Annotated in this window: 14 protein-coding genes and 3 tRNA genes; 11 read left to right on the forward strand and 6 right to left on the reverse strand. The window is 54.5% G+C overall.

The features are described from left to right. Positions 1 to 88: 88 nt before the first annotated feature. The 6 genes from AC2FJW_RS01260 to AC2FJW_RS01285 all read left to right on the forward strand — a co-directional run bounded on the left by AC2FJW_RS01260 (position 89) and on the right by AC2FJW_RS01285 (position 4,446). Positions 89 to 1,231: an acyl-CoA dehydrogenase family protein gene (locus AC2FJW_RS01260; protein ID WP_496748998.1), complete on the forward strand. Its 1,143-nt coding sequence runs from the start codon at positions 89 to 91 to the stop codon at positions 1,229 to 1,231. Positions 1,232 to 1,238: 7 nt separating this feature from the next. Next, the gene (locus AC2FJW_RS01265; protein ID WP_496748999.1) at positions 1,239 to 2,279 is read left to right on the forward strand and encodes an enoyl-CoA hydratase/isomerase family protein; all 1,041 of its coding nucleotides are present in this window, start codon (positions 1,239 to 1,241) and stop codon (positions 2,277 to 2,279) included. A gap of 3 nt (positions 2,280 to 2,282) precedes the next feature. After that, positions 2,283 to 3,155 carry a 3-hydroxyisobutyrate dehydrogenase gene (gene mmsB, locus AC2FJW_RS01270; protein ID WP_496749000.1) on the forward strand — a complete coding sequence of 291 codons (873 nt, stop codon included), beginning with the start codon at positions 2,283 to 2,285 and terminating at the stop codon, positions 3,153 to 3,155. 94 nt (positions 3,156 to 3,249) lie between these two features. Next, positions 3,250 to 3,648: a hypothetical protein gene (locus tag AC2FJW_RS01275; protein WP_496749001.1), complete on the forward strand. Its 399-nt coding sequence runs from the start codon at positions 3,250 to 3,252 to the stop codon at positions 3,646 to 3,648. 142 nt (positions 3,649 to 3,790) lie between these two features. Beyond that, complete coding sequence (locus AC2FJW_RS01280; protein ID WP_496749002.1) at positions 3,791 to 3,943, forward strand: hypothetical protein; 153 nt, start codon at positions 3,791 to 3,793, stop codon at positions 3,941 to 3,943. A gap of 176 nt (positions 3,944 to 4,119) precedes the next feature. Next, a complete protein-coding gene (locus tag AC2FJW_RS01285) occupies positions 4,120 to 4,446 on the forward strand; it encodes a site-2 protease family protein (RefSeq protein ID WP_496749003.1) in 327 nt (108 codons plus the stop codon). Positions 4,447 to 4,463: 17 nt separating this feature from the next. Here AC2FJW_RS01285 and uvrA read toward each other — a convergent pair whose 3' ends face one another. The 3 genes from uvrA to AC2FJW_RS01300 form a co-directional block, all read right to left on the reverse strand. Beyond that, complete coding sequence (uvrA, locus tag AC2FJW_RS01290; RefSeq protein ID WP_496749004.1) at positions 4,464 to 7,322, reverse strand: excinuclease ABC subunit UvrA; 2,859 nt, start codon at positions 7,320 to 7,322, stop codon at positions 4,464 to 4,466. A gap of 168 nt (positions 7,323 to 7,490) precedes the next feature. Next, positions 7,491 to 7,567: transfer RNA gene (locus AC2FJW_RS01295), tRNA-Asp, on the reverse strand. A gap of 44 nt (positions 7,568 to 7,611) precedes the next feature. Next, a tRNA-Asp gene (locus AC2FJW_RS01300) sits at positions 7,612 to 7,688 on the reverse strand. A gap of 562 nt (positions 7,689 to 8,250) precedes the next feature. On the opposite strand from AC2FJW_RS01300, the gene AC2FJW_RS01305 reads away from it, so the two are divergent. Together AC2FJW_RS01305 and AC2FJW_RS01310 are read left to right on the forward strand one after the other, a co-directional pair. Continuing rightward, positions 8,251 to 10,077, forward strand: coding sequence for a M10 family metallopeptidase C-terminal domain-containing protein (locus AC2FJW_RS01305; RefSeq protein WP_496695330.1), 1,827 nt, complete (start codon positions 8,251 to 8,253; stop codon positions 10,075 to 10,077). A 143-nt stretch (positions 10,078 to 10,220) separates the two neighbouring features. Continuing rightward, positions 10,221 to 10,295: transfer RNA gene (locus AC2FJW_RS01310), tRNA-Val, on the forward strand. A 112-nt stretch (positions 10,296 to 10,407) separates the two neighbouring features. Here AC2FJW_RS01310 and lon read toward each other — a convergent pair. Continuing rightward, the gene (gene lon / locus AC2FJW_RS01315) at positions 10,408 to 12,816 is read right to left on the reverse strand and encodes an endopeptidase La (RefSeq protein WP_496749005.1); all 2,409 of its coding nucleotides are present in this window, start codon (positions 12,814 to 12,816) and stop codon (positions 10,408 to 10,410) included. A 351-nt stretch (positions 12,817 to 13,167) separates the two neighbouring features. Between lon and AC2FJW_RS01320 the strand changes: the two genes are divergently transcribed. Beyond that, positions 13,168 to 14,337, forward strand: coding sequence for a sugar-transfer associated ATP-grasp domain-containing protein (locus tag AC2FJW_RS01320; protein ID WP_496749006.1), 1,170 nt, complete (start codon positions 13,168 to 13,170; stop codon positions 14,335 to 14,337). 49 nt (positions 14,338 to 14,386) lie between these two features. Here the strand turns inward: AC2FJW_RS01320 and tgt are convergent, their stop codons facing one another. Next, positions 14,387 to 15,517, reverse strand: coding sequence for a tRNA guanosine(34) transglycosylase Tgt (tgt, locus tag AC2FJW_RS01325; protein ID WP_142634055.1), 1,131 nt, complete (start codon positions 15,515 to 15,517; stop codon positions 14,387 to 14,389). Positions 15,518 to 15,580: 63 nt separating this feature from the next. Then, positions 15,581 to 16,492, reverse strand: coding sequence for a nucleoside hydrolase (locus tag AC2FJW_RS01330; protein ID WP_496749007.1), 912 nt, complete (start codon positions 16,490 to 16,492; stop codon positions 15,581 to 15,583). Positions 16,493 to 16,665: 173 nt separating this feature from the next. Here AC2FJW_RS01330 and AC2FJW_RS01335 point away from each other — a divergent pair, with 173 nt between their 5' ends. Together AC2FJW_RS01335 and AC2FJW_RS01340 are read left to right on the forward strand one after the other, a co-directional pair. Beyond that, positions 16,666 to 17,556 carry an SPFH domain-containing protein gene (locus AC2FJW_RS01335; protein WP_142634059.1) on the forward strand — a complete coding sequence of 297 codons (891 nt, stop codon included), beginning with the start codon at positions 16,666 to 16,668 and terminating at the stop codon, positions 17,554 to 17,556. After that, positions 17,556 to 17,834: an NfeD family protein gene (locus tag AC2FJW_RS01340; RefSeq protein ID WP_142634061.1), complete on the forward strand. Its 279-nt coding sequence runs from the start codon at positions 17,556 to 17,558 to the stop codon at positions 17,832 to 17,834. The genes AC2FJW_RS01335 and AC2FJW_RS01340 overlap by 1 nt, the downstream gene beginning before the upstream one ends. Positions 17,835 to 17,848 lie beyond the last annotated feature (14 nt).

The raw sequence follows: 17,848 nt of genomic DNA on the forward strand, positions 1-17,848 counted from the left end.
TGTCAGGAATTGCTGGGCGTGCAAAATTTCTGTAAGAATCAGGAAATAAACACTCGTTCAATTCATCCGGCGACGTGGGAGGAAACCAATGGATTTTGCACCAACCGAAGAGCAAACTGCTATCTTCGATATGGCCTATGAGTTCGGGCAGGAGCATATCGCACCCTTCGCCCGGCAATGGGAGGCAGAAGGCACTATTCCCAAAGACCTTTGGCCCCGTGTAGGGGAGCTTGGCTTTGGCGGTCTCTATGTGTCCGAAGATAGTGGCGGTTCCGGTCTTAGTAGGCTGGATGCGACGATGGTGTTCGAGGCCCTTTCGATGGCTTGCCCTTCAGTCGCGGCCTTCCTGACGATCCACAATATGTGCGCCAAGATGTTGGACACATTTGCCGCGGATGAGCTGAAATCGCGGATCATGCCGGATATTCTTAACCTGAACACAGTCCTCAGCTATTGCCTGACCGAACCCGGATCAGGCTCGGACGCAGCCGCGCTGAAAACTCGCGCCGAACGCACGAACGAAGGTTATTCGCTGAACGGAACAAAGGCCTTCATCTCGGGCGGCGGATACTCAGATGCTTATGTCTGTATGGTGCGCACCGGACAGGATGGCCCCAAAGGGATTTCAACCCTGTATGTCGAAGATGGCACTCAAGGTCTTAGCTTTGGCGCACTTGAACAAAAGATGGGCTGGAAAAGCCAACCAACGGCGCAGGTTCAGTTTGACGACTGCAAAGTTCCAGCGGGCAATCTGGTAGGTACAGAAGGTGACGGATTTAAATATGCGATGATGGGCCTGGATGGCGGTCGCTTGAATATTGCCTCATGTTCCTTGGGGGCGGCACAAGCCGGTCTGAACATGACGCTTCAGTATATGTCCGAGCGTCAGGCATTCGGGAAGTCGATTGATCAGTTTCAAGCGCTGCAGTTCAGGCTTGCGGATATGGAAATAGAATTGCAGGCGGCCCGGACGTTCTTGCGTCAGGCAGCCTGGAAACTGGACACTGGCGCACCGGATGCCACCAAGTTCTGTGCAATGGCCAAGAAATTCGTGACTGAAACCGGATCAAAAGTGGTCGACCAATGCCTGCAACTGCACGGCGGTTATGGGTATCTCGCCGATTACGGTATCGAAAAGCTTGTCCGCGACTTGCGCGTTCATCAAATTCTGGAAGGCACAAACGAGATCATGCGCGTCATTGTTTCTCGTCAGATGCTTGCCCAACGCTGAGACCCCGATGTCAGATATTGAAATTCACACTACCGGCCGCGCTGGACGCATCACTCTGACACGCCCCAAAGCTTTGAACGCGCTGAGTTATGACATGTGCATGGCGATAGATACGGCCATGCGTAACTGGCGCGAGGACGAGTCAGTTGACCTGATCATACTGGACGCCGTTGGCGATAAAGCATTTTGCGCCGGGGGAGATATCGCAGAACTTTATGATACCGGGTGCAAAGGCGACTATGCCTATGGGCAGACTTTCTGGCGCGATGAATACAGGCTGAATGCGCTGATTTTCGAATACCCCAAACCCGTGGTCAGTTTCCTACAAGGGTTTACTATGGGTGGCGGCGTCGGAATTGGGTGCCATGGAAGCCACCGCATAGTCGGTGAAACATCTCAGATTGCCCTGCCCGAGTGCTCTATCGGTTTGGTGCCGGATGTTGGTGGCTTTCTGATGCTCGCGCTGGCTCCGGGTCGACTGGGAGAATACTTGGGCACAACAGGTCACCGAATGGGCCCTGCGGACGCCATTTATGCGGGCTTTGCCGACCATTTTATCCCCATTGAAGAATGGCCCGGCCTGATCGAACTGCTCGAAGCTTCCGGGAGCACAGACCTGTTGGTGGAGCATTCCCAGACACCACCCACAGGTAACCTTGAAAAGGTCCAGGCGGAAATCGACGTGCTTTTCAATGGCGAGGGGTTGAACGACATCCTCAACGCGTTGCGCTTTTCCGAAACCCCGTTCTCTGACGCGGCGCAAAAGTTGATGGGCCGCAACTCTCCACTATCCGTAGCTTGTACCATTGAAATGATTCATCGGCTTAAGGCGCTGGATCTGTCGATCCGAAAAGCCCTGGAGATGGAATACCGCTTTACGGCGCGCGCCATGGAACACGGAGACTTTCTGGAAGGTATCCGCGCGCAGATCATAGACAAGGATCGCTCTCCAAATTGGCGTCACCATGGCAAACCTGTTCCCGCCGTGGATATTTCCGCAATGCTGCGGCCCCTGGGCAGCGTCGCCCTGACATTCGAGGAGGATTAAAGAATGAAAATCGGGTTTATCGGCCTTGGAAACATGGGCAATCCAATGGCAGTCAATCTTGCCAATGCCGGGCATGAAGTCGCTGGGTTTGATATGGCCGAGGTGTCGGTTTCCGGTGTTACTTTGACTGGGTCAGGGGCCGACGCTGCAAAAGACGCAGACATCGTCATCACCATGCTTCCGAATGGCCAGATACTTCGATCCGTCGCAAATGAGATCATTCCAGCGATGAATGAAGGGGCCGTCTGGGTCGATTGTTCGACAGTGGATGTCGACAGCGCCCGAGCTGTTGCCGATATGGCATTGGCTGCGGGAGTTTTGGCCGTCGACGCACCCGTCTCGGGCGGTATCGGAGGTGCCTCGGCTGGGACGCTGACATTCATGGCAGGTGGAAGCGCCGAGGCATTCGAAAAAGCCCGGCCCTTGTTCGACATCATGGGGCAAAAGGCAGTGCATTGCGGAGACGCGGGCGCGGGTCAGGCGGCCAAGATCTGCAACAACATGATTTTGGGTGTCACCATGATTGCAACATGTGAGGCCTTCGCGCTGGCCGACAAGTTGGGGCTGGACCGGCAGAAAATGTTCGACGTTGTCAGCACCTCCTCGGGCTATAGCTGGACGATGAACGCATACTGCCCTGCCCCAGGCATCGGCCCGCAAAGCCCGGCCGACAATAGTTATCAACCCGGCTTTGCCGCCGAACTGATGTTGAAGGACTTGCGTCTCAGTCAGCAGGCGGCGGAAAGCTCGGATGCCGACACCCCAATGGGGATGATGGCGACCGAGCTGTATCAGCAATTCGTCGAAAGCGAAGATGGGCTGGGGCTGGACTTCTCGGCCATGCTTCCGCGATTTGAAAAGCGCGGTCGGAACTAGGATGCCCTTGGGCGGCTTCCTGCCCATAGGGTTGACCCCTTTCCTGCCGATGTCCATCTAATGGAGAGGTTCAGCATCGATTCTTGGGGCTACGATGACGCATAATTTGGTCAAAGCGCTTACTGTTCTTGCTCTGGTCGTGACCCCGGTGGCGGCCATTGCCGGTAACGGGAAGGGAAACGGCAAGAACAAGAATAGCAATAAGGTCATCCGCATTGCGCCTCAGGGCGGTATTGTTGCAACTGGAAACGCCGGCCACTGCCCGCCGGGTCTGGCCAAGAAAAACGTACCCTGTGTCCCTCCGGGACAGGCCAAAAAGCTGTACAGAAATGGCGAGTTTATCAATGGCGACTATCGCTGGATTGATGATCCGTTTCGGTATGGCCTGAATAGGGGAAGCTATGTCCGCGCAGGCGACTACGTGTATCGTGTCGACCCGGATACACGCAAAGTTCTGAACCTGATCGGCGCGGTTGCAGACATCCTGAACTGACAAGCACGGCCTGAATTCAAGCGGGCGAAAACCAACCTCAGTCGATTTGAGAAAGTAAGCAGGCTCGGGCATTTTCCGGCCTGTTTTAAAATTTTGACACGATCTAACATCATCATAAACCTCACTATTTCGAGGTTTTATTATGAATACTGAAAACGTGCTATTTGAGCCCCGCGGCCGATGGAACGTACCGATACATTTCAGCCAAAGCCTTATTTTTCTGGTTTTGATCGTTGTCGGATTTAACGGCGATCCGGTCAACCTGCCCTATGCGCTCGCCTTCGTGGCGATTTAGTTGATTTCGATTCTCCTGCAGGAGTTGGGCCACGCATGGGGCTGTCTTGTGCAGGGCGTGCCCGTCAATCGAGTCGTCCTTTATGGGGGCGGCGGATTCTGCGAACATCGCCGGTCAACCTCGGCATATGAAGACGAATTGATTGTGGCCATGGGGCCGATTGTGTACCTGACCCTGTGGACCGTGTGTTCATTGCTGGAACCGTTTCCAACTCGCCCGAAATTGGCTGGGTTCTGGTGGTGACGGCAGAGCTAAACCTGTGGCTGGCGCCGTTTAACATGCTGCCCCTGATGCCGCTGGATGGGGGGCGTCTGCTCTTTGCTTTGCTCACGCGCATTATGTCGGCGAACTCAGCCGCGCGTGTTTCCGGGATTATTGGGCTGGTTGGCGTTCTGCTGTGGATCCCGATGATGATTTTTGCCTATGTCAGCTTCGGCTTCGTGTTCCTGTTCTTTCCGCCAATACTGCGCCACTGGCAGACGCTGCGATACGCCAGATACTGAAGTTGCCGCGACGGAGGTTATTCCGCCGCGACCCGCTCGGGGTTCAGCAACTGTTTCAAATACCTGCCCGTATGGCTGCGTTCCACAACAACAACATCTTCGGGCGTTCCCGTGGCGACAATCTCACCACCACCATCACCGCCTTCGGGTCCGATATCAATGATGTGGTCGGCCGTTTTGACAACATCCAGATTGTGTTCGATCACAACAACCGTGTTACCCTGATCAACCAATTCATGCAGCACTTCCAACAGCTTGCGGACGTCTTCGAAATGAAGACCGGTCGTCGGCTCATCCAGAATGTAAAGCGTCCGACCAGTTGAGCGTTTGGAGAGTTCTTTTGACAGCTTCACCCGCTGCGCTTCACCGCCCGACAGGGTCGTCGCCTGTTGCCCGACCTTGATATACCCCAGACCGACCCGCGCCAGCGCGTCCATCTTATCGCGGATCGACGGTACGGCTTTGAAGAACTCTTGTGCATCTTCCACTGTCATATCAAGGACATCCGCGATGGACTTGCCTTTGAATTTGATCTCAAGGGTTTCCCGATTGTACCGCGCGCCTTTGCAGGTTTCGCAGGTTACATAGACATCGGGCAGAAAGTGCATTTCGATCTTGATGACGCCGTCGCCCTGACAAGCCTCGCACCGACCGCCTTTGACGTTAAAGCTGAACCGGCCAGGCTTGTACCCTCGCGCTTTGGCCTCGGGCAGACCGGCGAACCAGTCACGGATCGGCGTGAACGCCCCCGTATACGTGGCCGGGTTGGAACGTGGTGTACGCCCGATGGGCCGCTGGTCGATGTCGATCACCTTGTCCAGATGCTCGAGCCCTTTGATCGTCTCACACGGTGCAGGTGTCTGCCGTGCGCCGTTCAACCGCATTGAGGCTGTCTTGAACAGGGTTTCAATCGTCAATGTCGATTTCCCACCGCCCGATACGCCGGTCACGCAGACGAATTTGCCCAGAGGGAAATCAGCGGTCACCTTCTTCAGATTGTTCCCGGTGGCCTTGACCACAGTCACTTTCTTTTTGTTCCCCTTCCGCCGCTCGGACGGCACCGGGATTTCGCGGGTGCCTGACAGGTATTGGCCGGTGATCGAGGCTGCATCGGTCGCGATCTCGGACGGGGTACCATGGCTAACCACCTGCCCACCATGCACACCCGCACCCGGACCGATGTCAAAGACATAGTCGGCCTCGCGGATGGCTTCCTCGTCATGTTCTACAACGATGACCGTGTTCCCCTGATCCCTCAGGTTTTTGAGTGTACCCAGCAAGCGGTCATTGTCGCGCTGATGCAACCCGATCGAAGGTTCGTCCAGTACATACAACACCCCGGTCAGACCCGAACCGATCTGGCTGGCCAGACGGATACGCTGGCTTTCACCACCAGACAGAGTTCCACTTGAACGTGACAGCGTAAGGTACTCCAAACCAACGTTATTCAGAAATCCTAAACGCTCGCGGATCTCTTTGAGGATCACCCGCGCGATTTCATTTTTCTGAGCACTCAGATGGTTCGGAGCATCCTCAACCCAAGCCAGCGCCTCGCGGATCGACATCTGCACGACCTGCCCGACATGCAATCCGGCGATCTTGACGGCCAACGCCTCGGCCCGCAGTCGATAGCCTTCGCAACTGCCGCAGGACCGGTTGTTTTGATAGCGTTCGAATTCTTCGCGTATCCAGGCGCTGTCAGTCTCGCGATAGCGGCGCTCCATATTCGGGATAACGCCTTCGAAACTGCGGGTTACCTGATATACCCGGCCACCCTCGTCATAGCGGAACTGGATTTCTTCCTCACCCGACCCGCGCAGGAAAACCTGCTGCACCTTTTCGGGCAAATCTTTCCACGGCGTGTTTTTGTCGAACTCATAATGTCGCGCGATGGCTTCGATGGTCTGCAGAAAATACGGCGACTTACCTTTGCGCCAGGGTGCCAAGGCGCCGTCATACAGTTTCAGTGTCTGATCCGGAACGACAAGGCGTTCATCAAAGAACAGCTCGACACCCAGCCCGTCGCAATCCTGACAGGCCCCAAAGGGTGCATTGAAGGAAAACAGGCGCGGTTCAATCTCGGGGATGGTGAAGCCACTGACAGGACAGGCAAAATTCTCGCTGAACGTAATCCGCTCCGGGTCGCCTTCACGCGGTGCGGTTTCCAAAATCGCAATGCCATCGGCCAAATCAAGCGCCGTGCGCAAGCTGTCCGCCAACCGCGTTTCCATACCTTCGCGCACGACCAACCGGTCGACCACAACGTCGATGTCATGGCGGAATTTCTTGTCCAATGTCGGCGGCTCGTCCAGCTCATGAAACGCGCCATCAACCTTGACGCGTTGAAACCCCTGCTTGCGCAGCTCCAGAAACTCTTTCTTATACTCGCCCTTTCGGTCCCGAACGATCGGGGCCAGGAGATACCCTCGCGTGCCCTCCTCCATCGTCATGATCCGGTCGACCATATCCTGCACCTGCTGGGCTTCGATCGGCTTGCCCGTGGCAGGGCTGAACGGTGTACCAGCGCGGGCAAACAGCAGGCGCAGATAGTCGTAAATCTCGGTCACGGTTCCCACGGTAGACCGTGGGTTCTTTGAGGTCGTCTTCTGTTCGATGGAAATAGCCGGAGATAGACCACTGATATGGTCCACATCTGGCTTTTCCATCATATCCAGAAATTGCCGGGCATAGGCCGACAGGCTTTCGACATACCGGCGCTGCCCTTCCGCATAGATCGTGTCAAAGGCAAGCGACGACTTGCCCGAGCCTGACAGACCAGTGATGACCACAAGCTGGTCACGCGGAATATCCACGTCAATGCCTTTGAGGTTATGTTCGCGCGCGCCGCGCACCTCGATATTCTTCAGCTCAGCCATGTTTGGCCCCCAACACATAAGTGTCCTAGAGATAAGCGAGCCACACTGAGTCTCCAACAGAAAAGTTAGAACAAAATGTGAACGAGAGAGATGTTGCCGCCACCTACTGACAACAAAACCAATAGAGTCACCCGGTAAACGGCATGATTTCTGAAAACTAGTGGAAAATGGCGCGGTTGACGGGGCTCGAACCCGCGACCCCCGGCGTGACAGGCCGGTACTCTAACCAGCTGAGCTACAACCGCGCATCTATTTCGTGGCCTTTACCCTGGACCAAGGATGGCAGCGATGGCGCGGTTGACGGGGCTCGAACCCGCGACCCCCGGCGTGACAGGCCGGTACTCTAACCAACTGAGCTACAACCGCCCGCTGCCCGTTCGTTGCTGAACGTTGGGGTGTATTATGGCCACGCCCGGACATCGTCAAGCGGCGAATTGAAGTTTTTTCTCAGAACGTAATTTTTGTTAGAGATGTTTTCTCGTCACACGACGAATGGCCAAATAGAAACCAGCCGATAATTCACGACCCGCTGCCTTTGGCCAGACAAAAATATTCTGAAACCTTGCGCAGCACATCACCTGGCACGGGTCCGCTAGATCCAGATCTCAGGACAGCCCCCAAACTCTTCCCCAAGCTTATTCTGGCATAAACCCAAAGCGAACAGTCATATCAACTTACTGGCAGAGAGTTACCCAAAGCTTGCCGCGTTCTGCCTCATTTCAACCACAAATGGTCTGCAAGACGATTACAAACACCTCTGCCAAAAGAGACTTCATACGCTCGGTTGATCCTCGGGCCAAAACGTTGGAAATTTCTGATGCCAAAGGAAGAATTACCGATTCTAGAACCGGTCAAAATATACGGCGCTAATTTTGTATTCCGGAAAAACCGGGAACAAACGGCGTGTTAGACAAGGAAGAAATTTAAGATGTCAGTTGCCAGCACAACTTCTCCGGGTGCAAATGTTACCGGTCATGTTTATGTAGACAGCCTGATTTGGGGCACATCTTGGGACACCAGCGCCGGAGGCGTCAGTGCTCCGGGCACAATCACGTACTCCTTCGATGATGGATCGTTAGGTCGCCGTGGCTTTGCCTCCTACATGAAGGAAGCAATCCGCAAAGCATTTGCAATTATCGAAACGATCATTCCGATCGAGTTCAACGAAGTCGGCTTTCTGACACCAGCAGGCGAGATTAATGACGTTAACATCACCTACGCTTTGCTGACCCAAAACGATCTTGGCGGACCCGGATCTCTTGGTGTCCATCAAGTTCCGGGTGACGACCCTCTGCTGCAGGATTCTGGCATTGACGCCCTGTTCGGCATCTTTGCCTATGATACGCCTCTGTTTAGCAAAGAGGCCTTACGCAAAGGCGGTGAAGGCTTCGCGACAATCATTCATGAGATTCTTCACGGCCTTGGTCTAGCCCACCCACATGATGAAGGCGGCAGCTCGACTATTTTCCCGGGGGTTACGCAGCCCTTCGACGATTACGGGACAGATGGGCAGAACCAGGGTGTTTACACGATCATGTCCTACAACTCGGGCTATCCCGAAGTTGTTCCACTGAAGACATATAAGGCTGGCGGCACGGCCTCGCCCATGGCCCTTGATATAGCTGCACTGCAGGCGATCTACGGAACGACGGACCACAACACCGACGACAACGTCTATAAAATCAAAGGCAAAAATGGCGCCGGGACCTTCTGGACATCCATCTGGGACACCGATGGGGTCGATACGATTTCAGCAAATGGTGTTAAGCGCAGCGTCACGATCAACCTCAATGACGCGGATCTTGATGGCAGCGATGCAGGCGGCACTCCATCCCATGCCAAAGGCATAACCGGCGGATTTACGATCGCAAATGGAGTCGTCATTGAGAATGCTGTGGGCGGCAAAAAGGGCGATCTCATCGTCGGGAATGAAGCTGATAACCTATTGTTGGGTGTCGGCGGTAGCGATGTTATTTCTGCTGGCGAGGGTAATGACATTGTTCTTGGGGGTGGCGGCAATGACACCCTGACCGGAGGTCTTGGAAACGACGAACTGTACGGCCACAAGGGCACGGACAACTTTGTAGCCGAGGACAGCGACGGCGACGATATCATTAACGGCGGAGAGGGCCTGGATTGGTTGCGTTATATCGGCACAAGCGCCGTAACCGTTGATTTGTCTGACACCAATGCACAGGCAACCGGTTACGGAACCGATACCATTACGGGTGTCGAAAACGTCGATGGGTCCGAGCAAAATGACGACATTACAGGTACGGACGGTCGAAACATCCTGCAGGGTAATGGAGGGTCTGACCGCCTGGACGGGGGCCTTGGCAAAGATACACTGAATGGTGGCGCAGGCAGCGACACTTTGATCGGTGGTGCCGGAAGGGACATCATGACCGGCGGTGAAGGTGCCGATGACTTTGTGTTTACGTCAACAGATGAAAGTTCACGCAAAGCGAAATATGCCGACCGGATTACCGATTTCACTCAGGGTGAAGACAAGATCGACCTAAGTGCGATCGACGCAAGCACCGTAATTGACGGCGATGATTCATTTGTCTTCAACGGTACAACACCCGCCCAGACGTCGGACGAAGGCGAAATCTATTACGTCAAGAAAAACAACGCAGGCACCAAGAACGACTTCACACTTGTTCTTGTGGATACTGACGGCGACAAAAATCCTGAGATGGTTATCAAGATCTCTGGCTTGCACGATCTGACCCAGGACGATTTCATTCTTTGACATCAAAAAAGTGAAAGGGCGGCCCCACAAGGCCGCCCGTATATGGGCACCTCGACTGGGCATTTGCAGCGTAACCCCCGGGGCCCAAAAGGCGCAAAGACCTCTTGCGGCTTTGCTGAACTCCTTATAATACCCCTGCTCACGGGTGATTAGCTCAGTGGTAGAGCGCTTCGTTCACATCGAAGATGTCAGGAGTTCAAATCTCTTATCACCCACCATTTCTCTACTCTGTGATCCGACATGCAAAGCCAGTAATTGGCTGACTATTTGGTCTGACCAAAGAAAAAGGGCGAGGTGCTAACCCCGCCCCTAATTGCCATATTCTGACCTTTAGTGCGCCCTGGCGGACGGGGACGTGTTCTCAGCCGTTTTGGCTGCAGCGGCGGCGGCCTCTTCTGCGGCTTCGTCCCATTCGACAGGTTCAGGATCCCGAACCAGAGCGTGTTTCAGAACTTCCGAAACATGCGTGACCGGGATGATTTTCAGCCCCTCCTTCACGTTGTCAGGAATTTCGGCCAGGTCTTTCTCATTCTCTTCCGGAATCAAAACAGTCTTGATCCCGCCGCGCAGAGCCGCCAGCAGCTTTTCCTTCAAACCACCGATGGGCATCGCATTGCCGCGCAAGGAAACCTCTCCTGTCATGGCAATATCCTTGTGCACCGGGATACCCGTCAGAACCGATACGATTGAGGTCACCATTGCCAGGCCGGCCGAAGGACCATCCTTGGGCGTTGCCCCGTCCGGTACGTGGACGTGGATGTCCAGGTTGTCGAATTTGGGTGGCTTCACCCCGATCTTAGGTGAGATTGACCGCACATAAGATGAGGCCGCATCGATGGATTCCTTCATCACATCGCCCAGCTTACCCGTGGTTTTCATCCGCCCCTTACCGGGCAGTTTCAGCGCCTCAATATGCAGCAGATCGCCGCCAACGGAAGTCCAGGCCAGACCGGTTACAACCCCAACCTGATCGTCCTGTTCGGCCAGACCATAGCGGAACTTGGGCACGCCCAAGAATTCATCCAGATTGTCCGGCGTCACCATGACCGAATCCGCCTCTTTCTTGATGATCTTGGTCAGCGACTTCCGCGCCACCTTGGCGATTTCGCGTTCAAGGTTCCGCACGCCAGCTTCTCGGGTGTAGGTGCGGATAATCGATTGCAGCGCCTCATCGGATAGTTCGAACTCTTTGGCTTTCAAACCGTGGTTCTTGATCTGCTTACTGATCAGGTGCTGCTTGGCGATCTCGCTCTTTTCATCTTCGGTGTAGCCCGCCAGAGGAATGATCTCCATCCGGTCGAGCAAAGGCCCGGGCATGTTATAGCTGTTGGAAGTAGTCAGGAACATCACGTTGGATAGGTCATATTCAACCTCAAGGTAGTGATCCATGAACGTGCTGTTCTGTTCCGGGTCCAACACTTCCAGCATGGCCGAGGCCGGATCGCCACGGAAATCCTGCCCCATCTTGTCGATTTCATCCAACAAGATCAGCGGGTTCGTAGTTTTGGCCTTTTTCAGCGCCTGGATAATCTTGCCGGGCATTGAGCCGATATAGGTCCGGCGGTGGCCGCGGATCTCGGATTCGTCGCGCACTCCGCCGAGGCTGATGCGAATGAACTCGCGCCCAGTGGCTTTGGCAACGGATTTACCCAGCGACGTTTTACCAACGCCCGGAGGGCCAACAAGACACAGGATCGGGCCTTTCAGCTTTTTCGACCGCTGTTGAACCGCCAGATATTCGACGATCCGCTCTTTGACCTTCTCAAGCCCATAGTGATCGTCGTCCAGAACTTTCTGCGCACGGCCAAGGTCTTTCTTGACGCGGGACTTGGTGCCCCAAGGCAGGGCCAAAATCCAGTCGAGGTAATTGCGTACGACCGTGGCCTCAGCCGACATCGGGCTCATGTTGCGCAGCTTCTTCAGCTCACCTTCGGCCTTTTCACGCGCCTCTTTCGACAGTTTGGTCTCGGCGATTTTCTCTTCCAGCTCGGCCACTTCGTTCGAGCCGTCCTCACCATCGCCAAGTTCCTTCTGAATGGCCTTCATCTGCTCATTCAGATAATATTCACGCTGTGTCTTCTCCATCTGGGTTTTGACGCGGGTCTTGATCTTTTTCTCGACCTGCAGAACCGACATCTCGCCCTGCATCAGGCCGTAGACCTTTTCAAGCCGTTCGCTGACCGACAGTGTTTCCAGCAGTTCCTGCTTTTGCTCGACCTCGATACCAAGATGCCCCGACACAAGGTCGGCCAACTTGGCGGGTTCGGCGGTTTCGCCAACAGCGGTCAGTGCTTCTTCGGGAATGTTCTTGCGGACTTTGGCATAGCGCTCGAACTCGTCGGCAACGGTGCGAAGCAACGCTTGTGTAGTGGTCACATCACCCGGAATCTCGGTCAGATATTCTGCACGAGCCTCAAAAAACTCTTCGTTATCAAGGTATTCTGTAATCTGTACGCGCGCTTGCCCCTCGACCAGAACTTTCACGGTTCCATCTGGAAGCTTCAGCAGCTGCAGCACATTTGCCAGCACGCCCGAGCGATAGATTCCGTCGATTTCCGGATCGTCATCACCTGGATCAATCTGGCTAGACAGCAGAATTTGCTTATCGTCTTGCATCACTTCCTCAAGTGCGCGGACAGACCTTTCCCGACCCACGAACAAAGGCACGATCATATGAGGAAAAACCACAATGTCGCGCAGCGGAAGTACTGGGTATGAGGAATTCAGGGGCTCTTGCATGCTCAATCCTTATCTTTGGCAAGACGGCACTGGTCCCTCATCTAGGCAACCCCCGGCCGTCTCCTGTCTGGAAGGTAAAGGTGGTGCGCCAAGCGTCCTATTTCAACCTTACCTGTAGTGGACCTAACAATGACCGGAAGGTTGCGCCTCCGCAAGACGATAACATGATCGGTCTTGTCAAATTCTCAATTTGACCCCGCTTGGTTTCTTCGGCGATTGCCTGCCTGGAAATTCAGAAACCAACAGCAAAAGTACAACACTATCTAACAGGCAACTGCCCAAAGCCTGCCATCATTGCAAACAATATGATTGCATACCCCAACTTCTGATCGATTACTGTGAGTCGTAGAGATGACAAATCCAAAAAATACCAATGCTGCGGAATCCGACCATCAACGGTACTTATCTGCCCGCGACTCCGATCATGCGACTCTTTTAGCGCATGCCGCCAAAAGCTCTGGGCGCTCTGTTTTACAAGTCCAACGGAGCTTCAATCAAATGGCAAAGCCTCCCAGCCGTTTGAATATGGTCGAGTATGTGCGCAATGGCCTTCATCACGAAGACCGCTTTACCGACGCCGAACGCGCGGCATACATCTCCAATGATCTCCATTGGCCCATCGCCCACAAGTGTAACCATCATGGTTGGAACAGTGCCGCAGAAGACAAGATACTGGCTTCTACTTTGCTTGAAACAGCGGGTGTACCTGTCCCGGAAACCGTTGGCGTCATCGACCGTTCGAACCGACACTACCCCGGGGTTACGAAAATCAACACTCCTGAGGCGTTGCGCGATCTCGTTTGCAACCATCTGGAAGGTGGGCTTTTTGGAAAGATCGTCGAGGGGATGGTAAGCTTTGGGGCCTTTTTGATCGAGGACGCGGATCAATCCACTATCACTTGTGCGGGCCAACCGCCGATCACCTATGAGGCATTCCTAGACGAGTTCGTTGGGCAGAATTCATATGTCGTGCAACCTTTGCTCAAAAATCACTCTGCAATCCAAGACTACGCTTCAGCCCTTGCAACGGTGCGAATGGTTACTCTGGTAAGAGAAAACGACGTCTTTTGCCCAGTTGCCGTTATTAAACTTCCGCAGGGCCCCAATATTGCGGACGCCTTCTGGAGACCGGGGAACCTTGCTTGTTCGATCAATATCGAAACCGGTGTTATCGAAACCGTCGCGCGTCGCGCCAAGATGGAAACAGAATTCCTGGATGACCATCCTGACAACCCCGGTTTAATGGGCTTGAAACTGCCTTTTTGGGACGAATTGATCGAAATAAATGACCGTGCTGCAAGAACCTTTCAGCCAATTCGATACCAGTCGACCGACATCGCTATAACCGAGTCTGGTCCGGTCGTTGTCGAGCTGAACTATGGCGGTGGCTTCGACCTGCCTCAATATGCAAGTGGCCGTGGGATGTTGACCCCAGAAGTTCGTAGCTTTTTCGAAGGGTTTGGCTACGACCTCGATGCAAAACCACAAAAGAAGCGCTGGCTGTTCGGTAAACGCAGATAAAGCGCCCTCAATCTGGTGTCTTGTTAGGTCGACTGAAAAGGCGCTGAACCTAAATCTGTTCAATATCCCCTTGCGCGCGCTGCGCATGGAAGGTCGCCTGCCAGGCATCGAATGTACCAGCAGCAATGGCATCGCGCATACCCTGCATGATTTCTTGGAAATAGTGCAGATTATGCCAGGTCAGCAGCATGCCCGAGATCATCTCGTTCGAGCGGAACACATGGTGTAGATAGGCGCGAGAGTAGTTCGAACAAGCCGGGCATGAGCAGGCCTCATCCAGCGGGCGCGGGTCATCGGCGTGGCGGGCATTCTTTATGTTGACCACGCCGTAACGAGTAAACACCTGTCCTGTGCGACCGGACCGTGAGGGTAAGACACAATCCATCATGTCGATCCCGCGGGCGACAGCTCCGACAATATCGTCAGGCTTTCCAACGCCCATCAAATAGCGCGGTCTGTCGGCTGGCAGAAAGTCAGGAGCGTAGTCGAGGCAACCAAACATGGCCTCCTGACCTTCGCCCACGGCCAGACCGCCAACCGCGTAACCTTCGAATCCGATCGCTTTCAGCGCCTCGGCACTTTCTTCGCGTAAATCCTGTTCCAGCCCGCCTTGCATGATCCCAAACAACGCATGTCCAGGACGGTCGCCGAAAGCCTGTCGCGATCGATCGGCCCATCGCATCGACAAGCGCATTGATTCAGCAATTCGATCTCGATCTGCGGGTAGGGCTGGACATTCGTCAAAACACATCACGATGTCTGAACCCAGCAAGCGCTGTATCTCCATCGAGCGTTCCGGGGTCAGCTCGTGCTTGGACCCATCGACATGAGATTTGAAGGTCACGCCCTTTTCGGTCAGTTTGCGCAGACCAGCCAGGGACATGACCTGAAATCCACCGGAATCCGTCAGGATCGGGCGATCCCAGTTCATAAATTTATGCAACCCACCCAAACGGTCAATGCGCTCGGCCGTAGGGCGCAGCATCAGGTGATAGGTGTTCCCCAACAAGATATCGGCACCGGTTGCACGAACACTTTCCGGCATCATCGCTTTGACCGTCGCAGCAGTCCCCACTGGCATGAACGCCGGGGTACGCACCTCGCCACGCGGCGTGTGGATCACTCCGGCGCGGGCCTTGCCGTCGGTGGCCTTCAGGTCAAATGAGAAACGGTCTGTCATTGGGCATCCTTGGGTCGCTGAACCGGGCAGGATTTGCCCGATCTGCTCAGCCATTGCAAGTTGTCAGGGTAAAGAGGCAACCTGCCGGGTAAACAGATCAACAACCCCTGCCCCGTCAACATCCCGACATACCAGCACAGCCGGTCGCGTTGAGACCGGACGCGTAGCGCCGGATTCCGTACCACCCACAATTACCTCAACCCCGGTTTCGACCATCTCGAACATCGTGCCATGGGTGCAGGCGATCACAGCAGTCGAGTCATGCAGGCCGCAGCCCTCCAACCCGCCGATATCCTTGTAGAATTTCAGGTAAAATACCGAGATGTCACGCAGGAAAGCCCCCATATCGGGCGAGCGTTGGGCCAGACCGTCAAAATCCGCACTTTTGTACAGCGTTTTCAAAGTGACATCCAAACCAACCACAACGGTCGCCGGGGGTGCTGCAAACACTTCATTTGCGGCAAGGGCATCGTGATAGATGTTTGCTTCGGCATGTTCCGTGATGTTTCCTGGGCAGAAAACCGCCCCACCCATGATCACCAACTGTTTGATGTTCTGCGAAAACTCAGGGTCCAAACGCATCGCCGCAGCAATATTAGTCAAGGGGCCGATTGCACAAACCGTCAGCTCTCCCTTGTGGCGGCGCGCCATTTCCACCAGGAATTCCGTGGCATTCAAATCATGGTTCGCCCCGATTTCCGGGATATCGGTAATATCCCCAAAACCTTCGGGACCGTGAACATGTTCGGACGGTGCGTGGTGCCCTGTTCCCTGTGGGTAGGCCGCGCCTTGGGCGACGGGAATGTCCAACCCAAGTTTATCCATCAAAAACCGTGCATTGCGGCTGGATTGATGAACGTGGGTGTTGCCAAAAACGGTCGTCAGGCCGATCAAGTCAATCTCGGGGGCTGCAGCGGCATATGCAATGGCCATCGCATCGTCGATGCCGGGGTCTGTATCAATAATCAGTTTCATCCCAGCCCGATAGCGCAAACGCGAGGGGATGCAAAGCGGTCACAATAGCAAAAACTAACCAAAATCCATGGATCAGCGTTTTGAATCCAAGCACAATCCCTCCATACCAGAGTTGAAAAAGGGCGATTCAACCCCCAAATGTATACTATCGTACACAATAAAAGAGGACAGATATGACCGAAGACCAAATCATTGGATTGCTTTCTTCGAACATAATTTACCTGCTCGCGGCGGCATTGATCGTCATCATCACGCTAAAAGGCATTAAAATCGTGCCGCAATCAGAAAAGTATGTGGTCGAACGGTTCGGGCGCTTGCATTCGGTGCTTGGCCCTGGGATCAACTTTATCGTTCCTTTACTGGATGTTGCGCGGCACAAGATATCCATTCTGGAACGCCAGCTTCCCAATGCAACGCAGGACGCAATCACCAAAGATAACGTTCTGGTCCAAATCGACACTTCGGTCTTTTACCGCATCCTAGAGCCGGAAAAGACAGTCTACCGCATCCGCGATGTAGATGGTGCTATCGCGACGACCGTTGCCGGTATCGTCCGGGCGGAAATCGGCAAGATGGACCTGGACGAAGTTCAGTCGAACCGTGCTCAACTGATCACTCAGATTCAAGGAAGCGTCGAAACCGCAGTGGATGACTGGGGGATCGAAGTGACGCGCGCCGAGATTTTGGACGTTAACCTCGATCAGGCGACCCGTGACGCGATGCTGCAACAGTTGAATGCTGAACGCGCGCGCCGCGCGCAGGTAACCGAGGCCGAGGGCAAGAAACGCTCTGTTGAGCTTCAGGCCGACGCCGAACTCTATGCGGCAGAACAAACGGCCAAAGCGCGCCGCATTCAAGCCGAAGCCGAAGCCTATGCAACCAGTGTTGTTGCCCAGGCGATTAAGGAAAACGGTATCGAAGCGGCTCAGTACCAGGTTGCATTGAAACAGGTTGAGGCATTGAACACGCTGGGCACCGGCAATGGCTCGCAGACTATCGTTGTACCTGCCAATGCGCTTGAAGCTTTCGGAAACGCCTTCAACATGTTGAAAGGACGTACATAATGGCTGATCCCTTTTGGTTAACATGGTGGCTATGGCTGGCTGGCGCGTTGGCTTTGGGCATCCTCGAAATAGTCCTACCTGGGTTCATCTTTCTGGGTTTTGCCATCGGGGCCGGGCTGACGGGTATTCTGTTGGCAATCCCTGGCATAGTACCGTCGCTGCCGATCCTGCTTATGATCTTTGCGACTTTGTCGCTGATTGCCTGGCTGATCCTGCGCCGCGTCTTTGCTCTGCCCCATGGCCAGGTGAAGAAGTTCAGGCATGACATAAACGACTAAACTCGTATGGCACC

The organism is Ruegeria sp. CDSA020, assembly GCF_059612345.1.

Coding starts and splice junctions, on each gene's coding strand:
- AC2FJW_RS01260 (WP_496748998.1), top strand. CDS start 89: ATGGATTTTGCACCAACCGAAGAGCAAACTGCTATCTTCGATATGGCC.
- AC2FJW_RS01265 (WP_496748999.1), top strand. CDS start 1,239: ATGTCAGATATTGAAATTCACACTACCGGCCGCGCTGGACGCATCACT.
- mmsB (WP_496749000.1), top strand. CDS start 2,283: ATGAAAATCGGGTTTATCGGCCTTGGAAACATGGGCAATCCAATGGCA.
- AC2FJW_RS01275 (WP_496749001.1), top strand. CDS start 3,250: ATGACGCATAATTTGGTCAAAGCGCTTACTGTTCTTGCTCTGGTCGTG.
- AC2FJW_RS01280 (WP_496749002.1), top strand. CDS start 3,791: ATGAATACTGAAAACGTGCTATTTGAGCCCCGCGGCCGATGGAACGTA.
- uvrA (WP_496749004.1), bottom strand. CDS start 7,322: ATGGCTGAGCTGAAGAATATCGAGGTGCGCGGCGCGCGCGAACATAAC.
- AC2FJW_RS01305 (WP_496695330.1), top strand. CDS start 8,251: ATGTCAGTTGCCAGCACAACTTCTCCGGGTGCAAATGTTACCGGTCAT.
- lon (WP_496749005.1), bottom strand. CDS start 12,816: ATGCAAGAGCCCCTGAATTCCTCATACCCAGTACTTCCGCTGCGCGAC.
- AC2FJW_RS01320 (WP_496749006.1), top strand. CDS start 13,168: ATGACAAATCCAAAAAATACCAATGCTGCGGAATCCGACCATCAACGG.
- tgt (WP_142634055.1), bottom strand. CDS start 15,517: ATGACAGACCGTTTCTCATTTGACCTGAAGGCCACCGACGGCAAGGCC.
- AC2FJW_RS01330 (WP_496749007.1), bottom strand. CDS start 16,492: ATGAAACTGATTATTGATACAGACCCCGGCATCGACGATGCGATGGCC.
- AC2FJW_RS01335 (WP_142634059.1), top strand. CDS start 16,666: ATGACCGAAGACCAAATCATTGGATTGCTTTCTTCGAACATAATTTAC.
- AC2FJW_RS01340 (WP_142634061.1), top strand. CDS start 17,556: ATGGCTGATCCCTTTTGGTTAACATGGTGGCTATGGCTGGCTGGCGCG.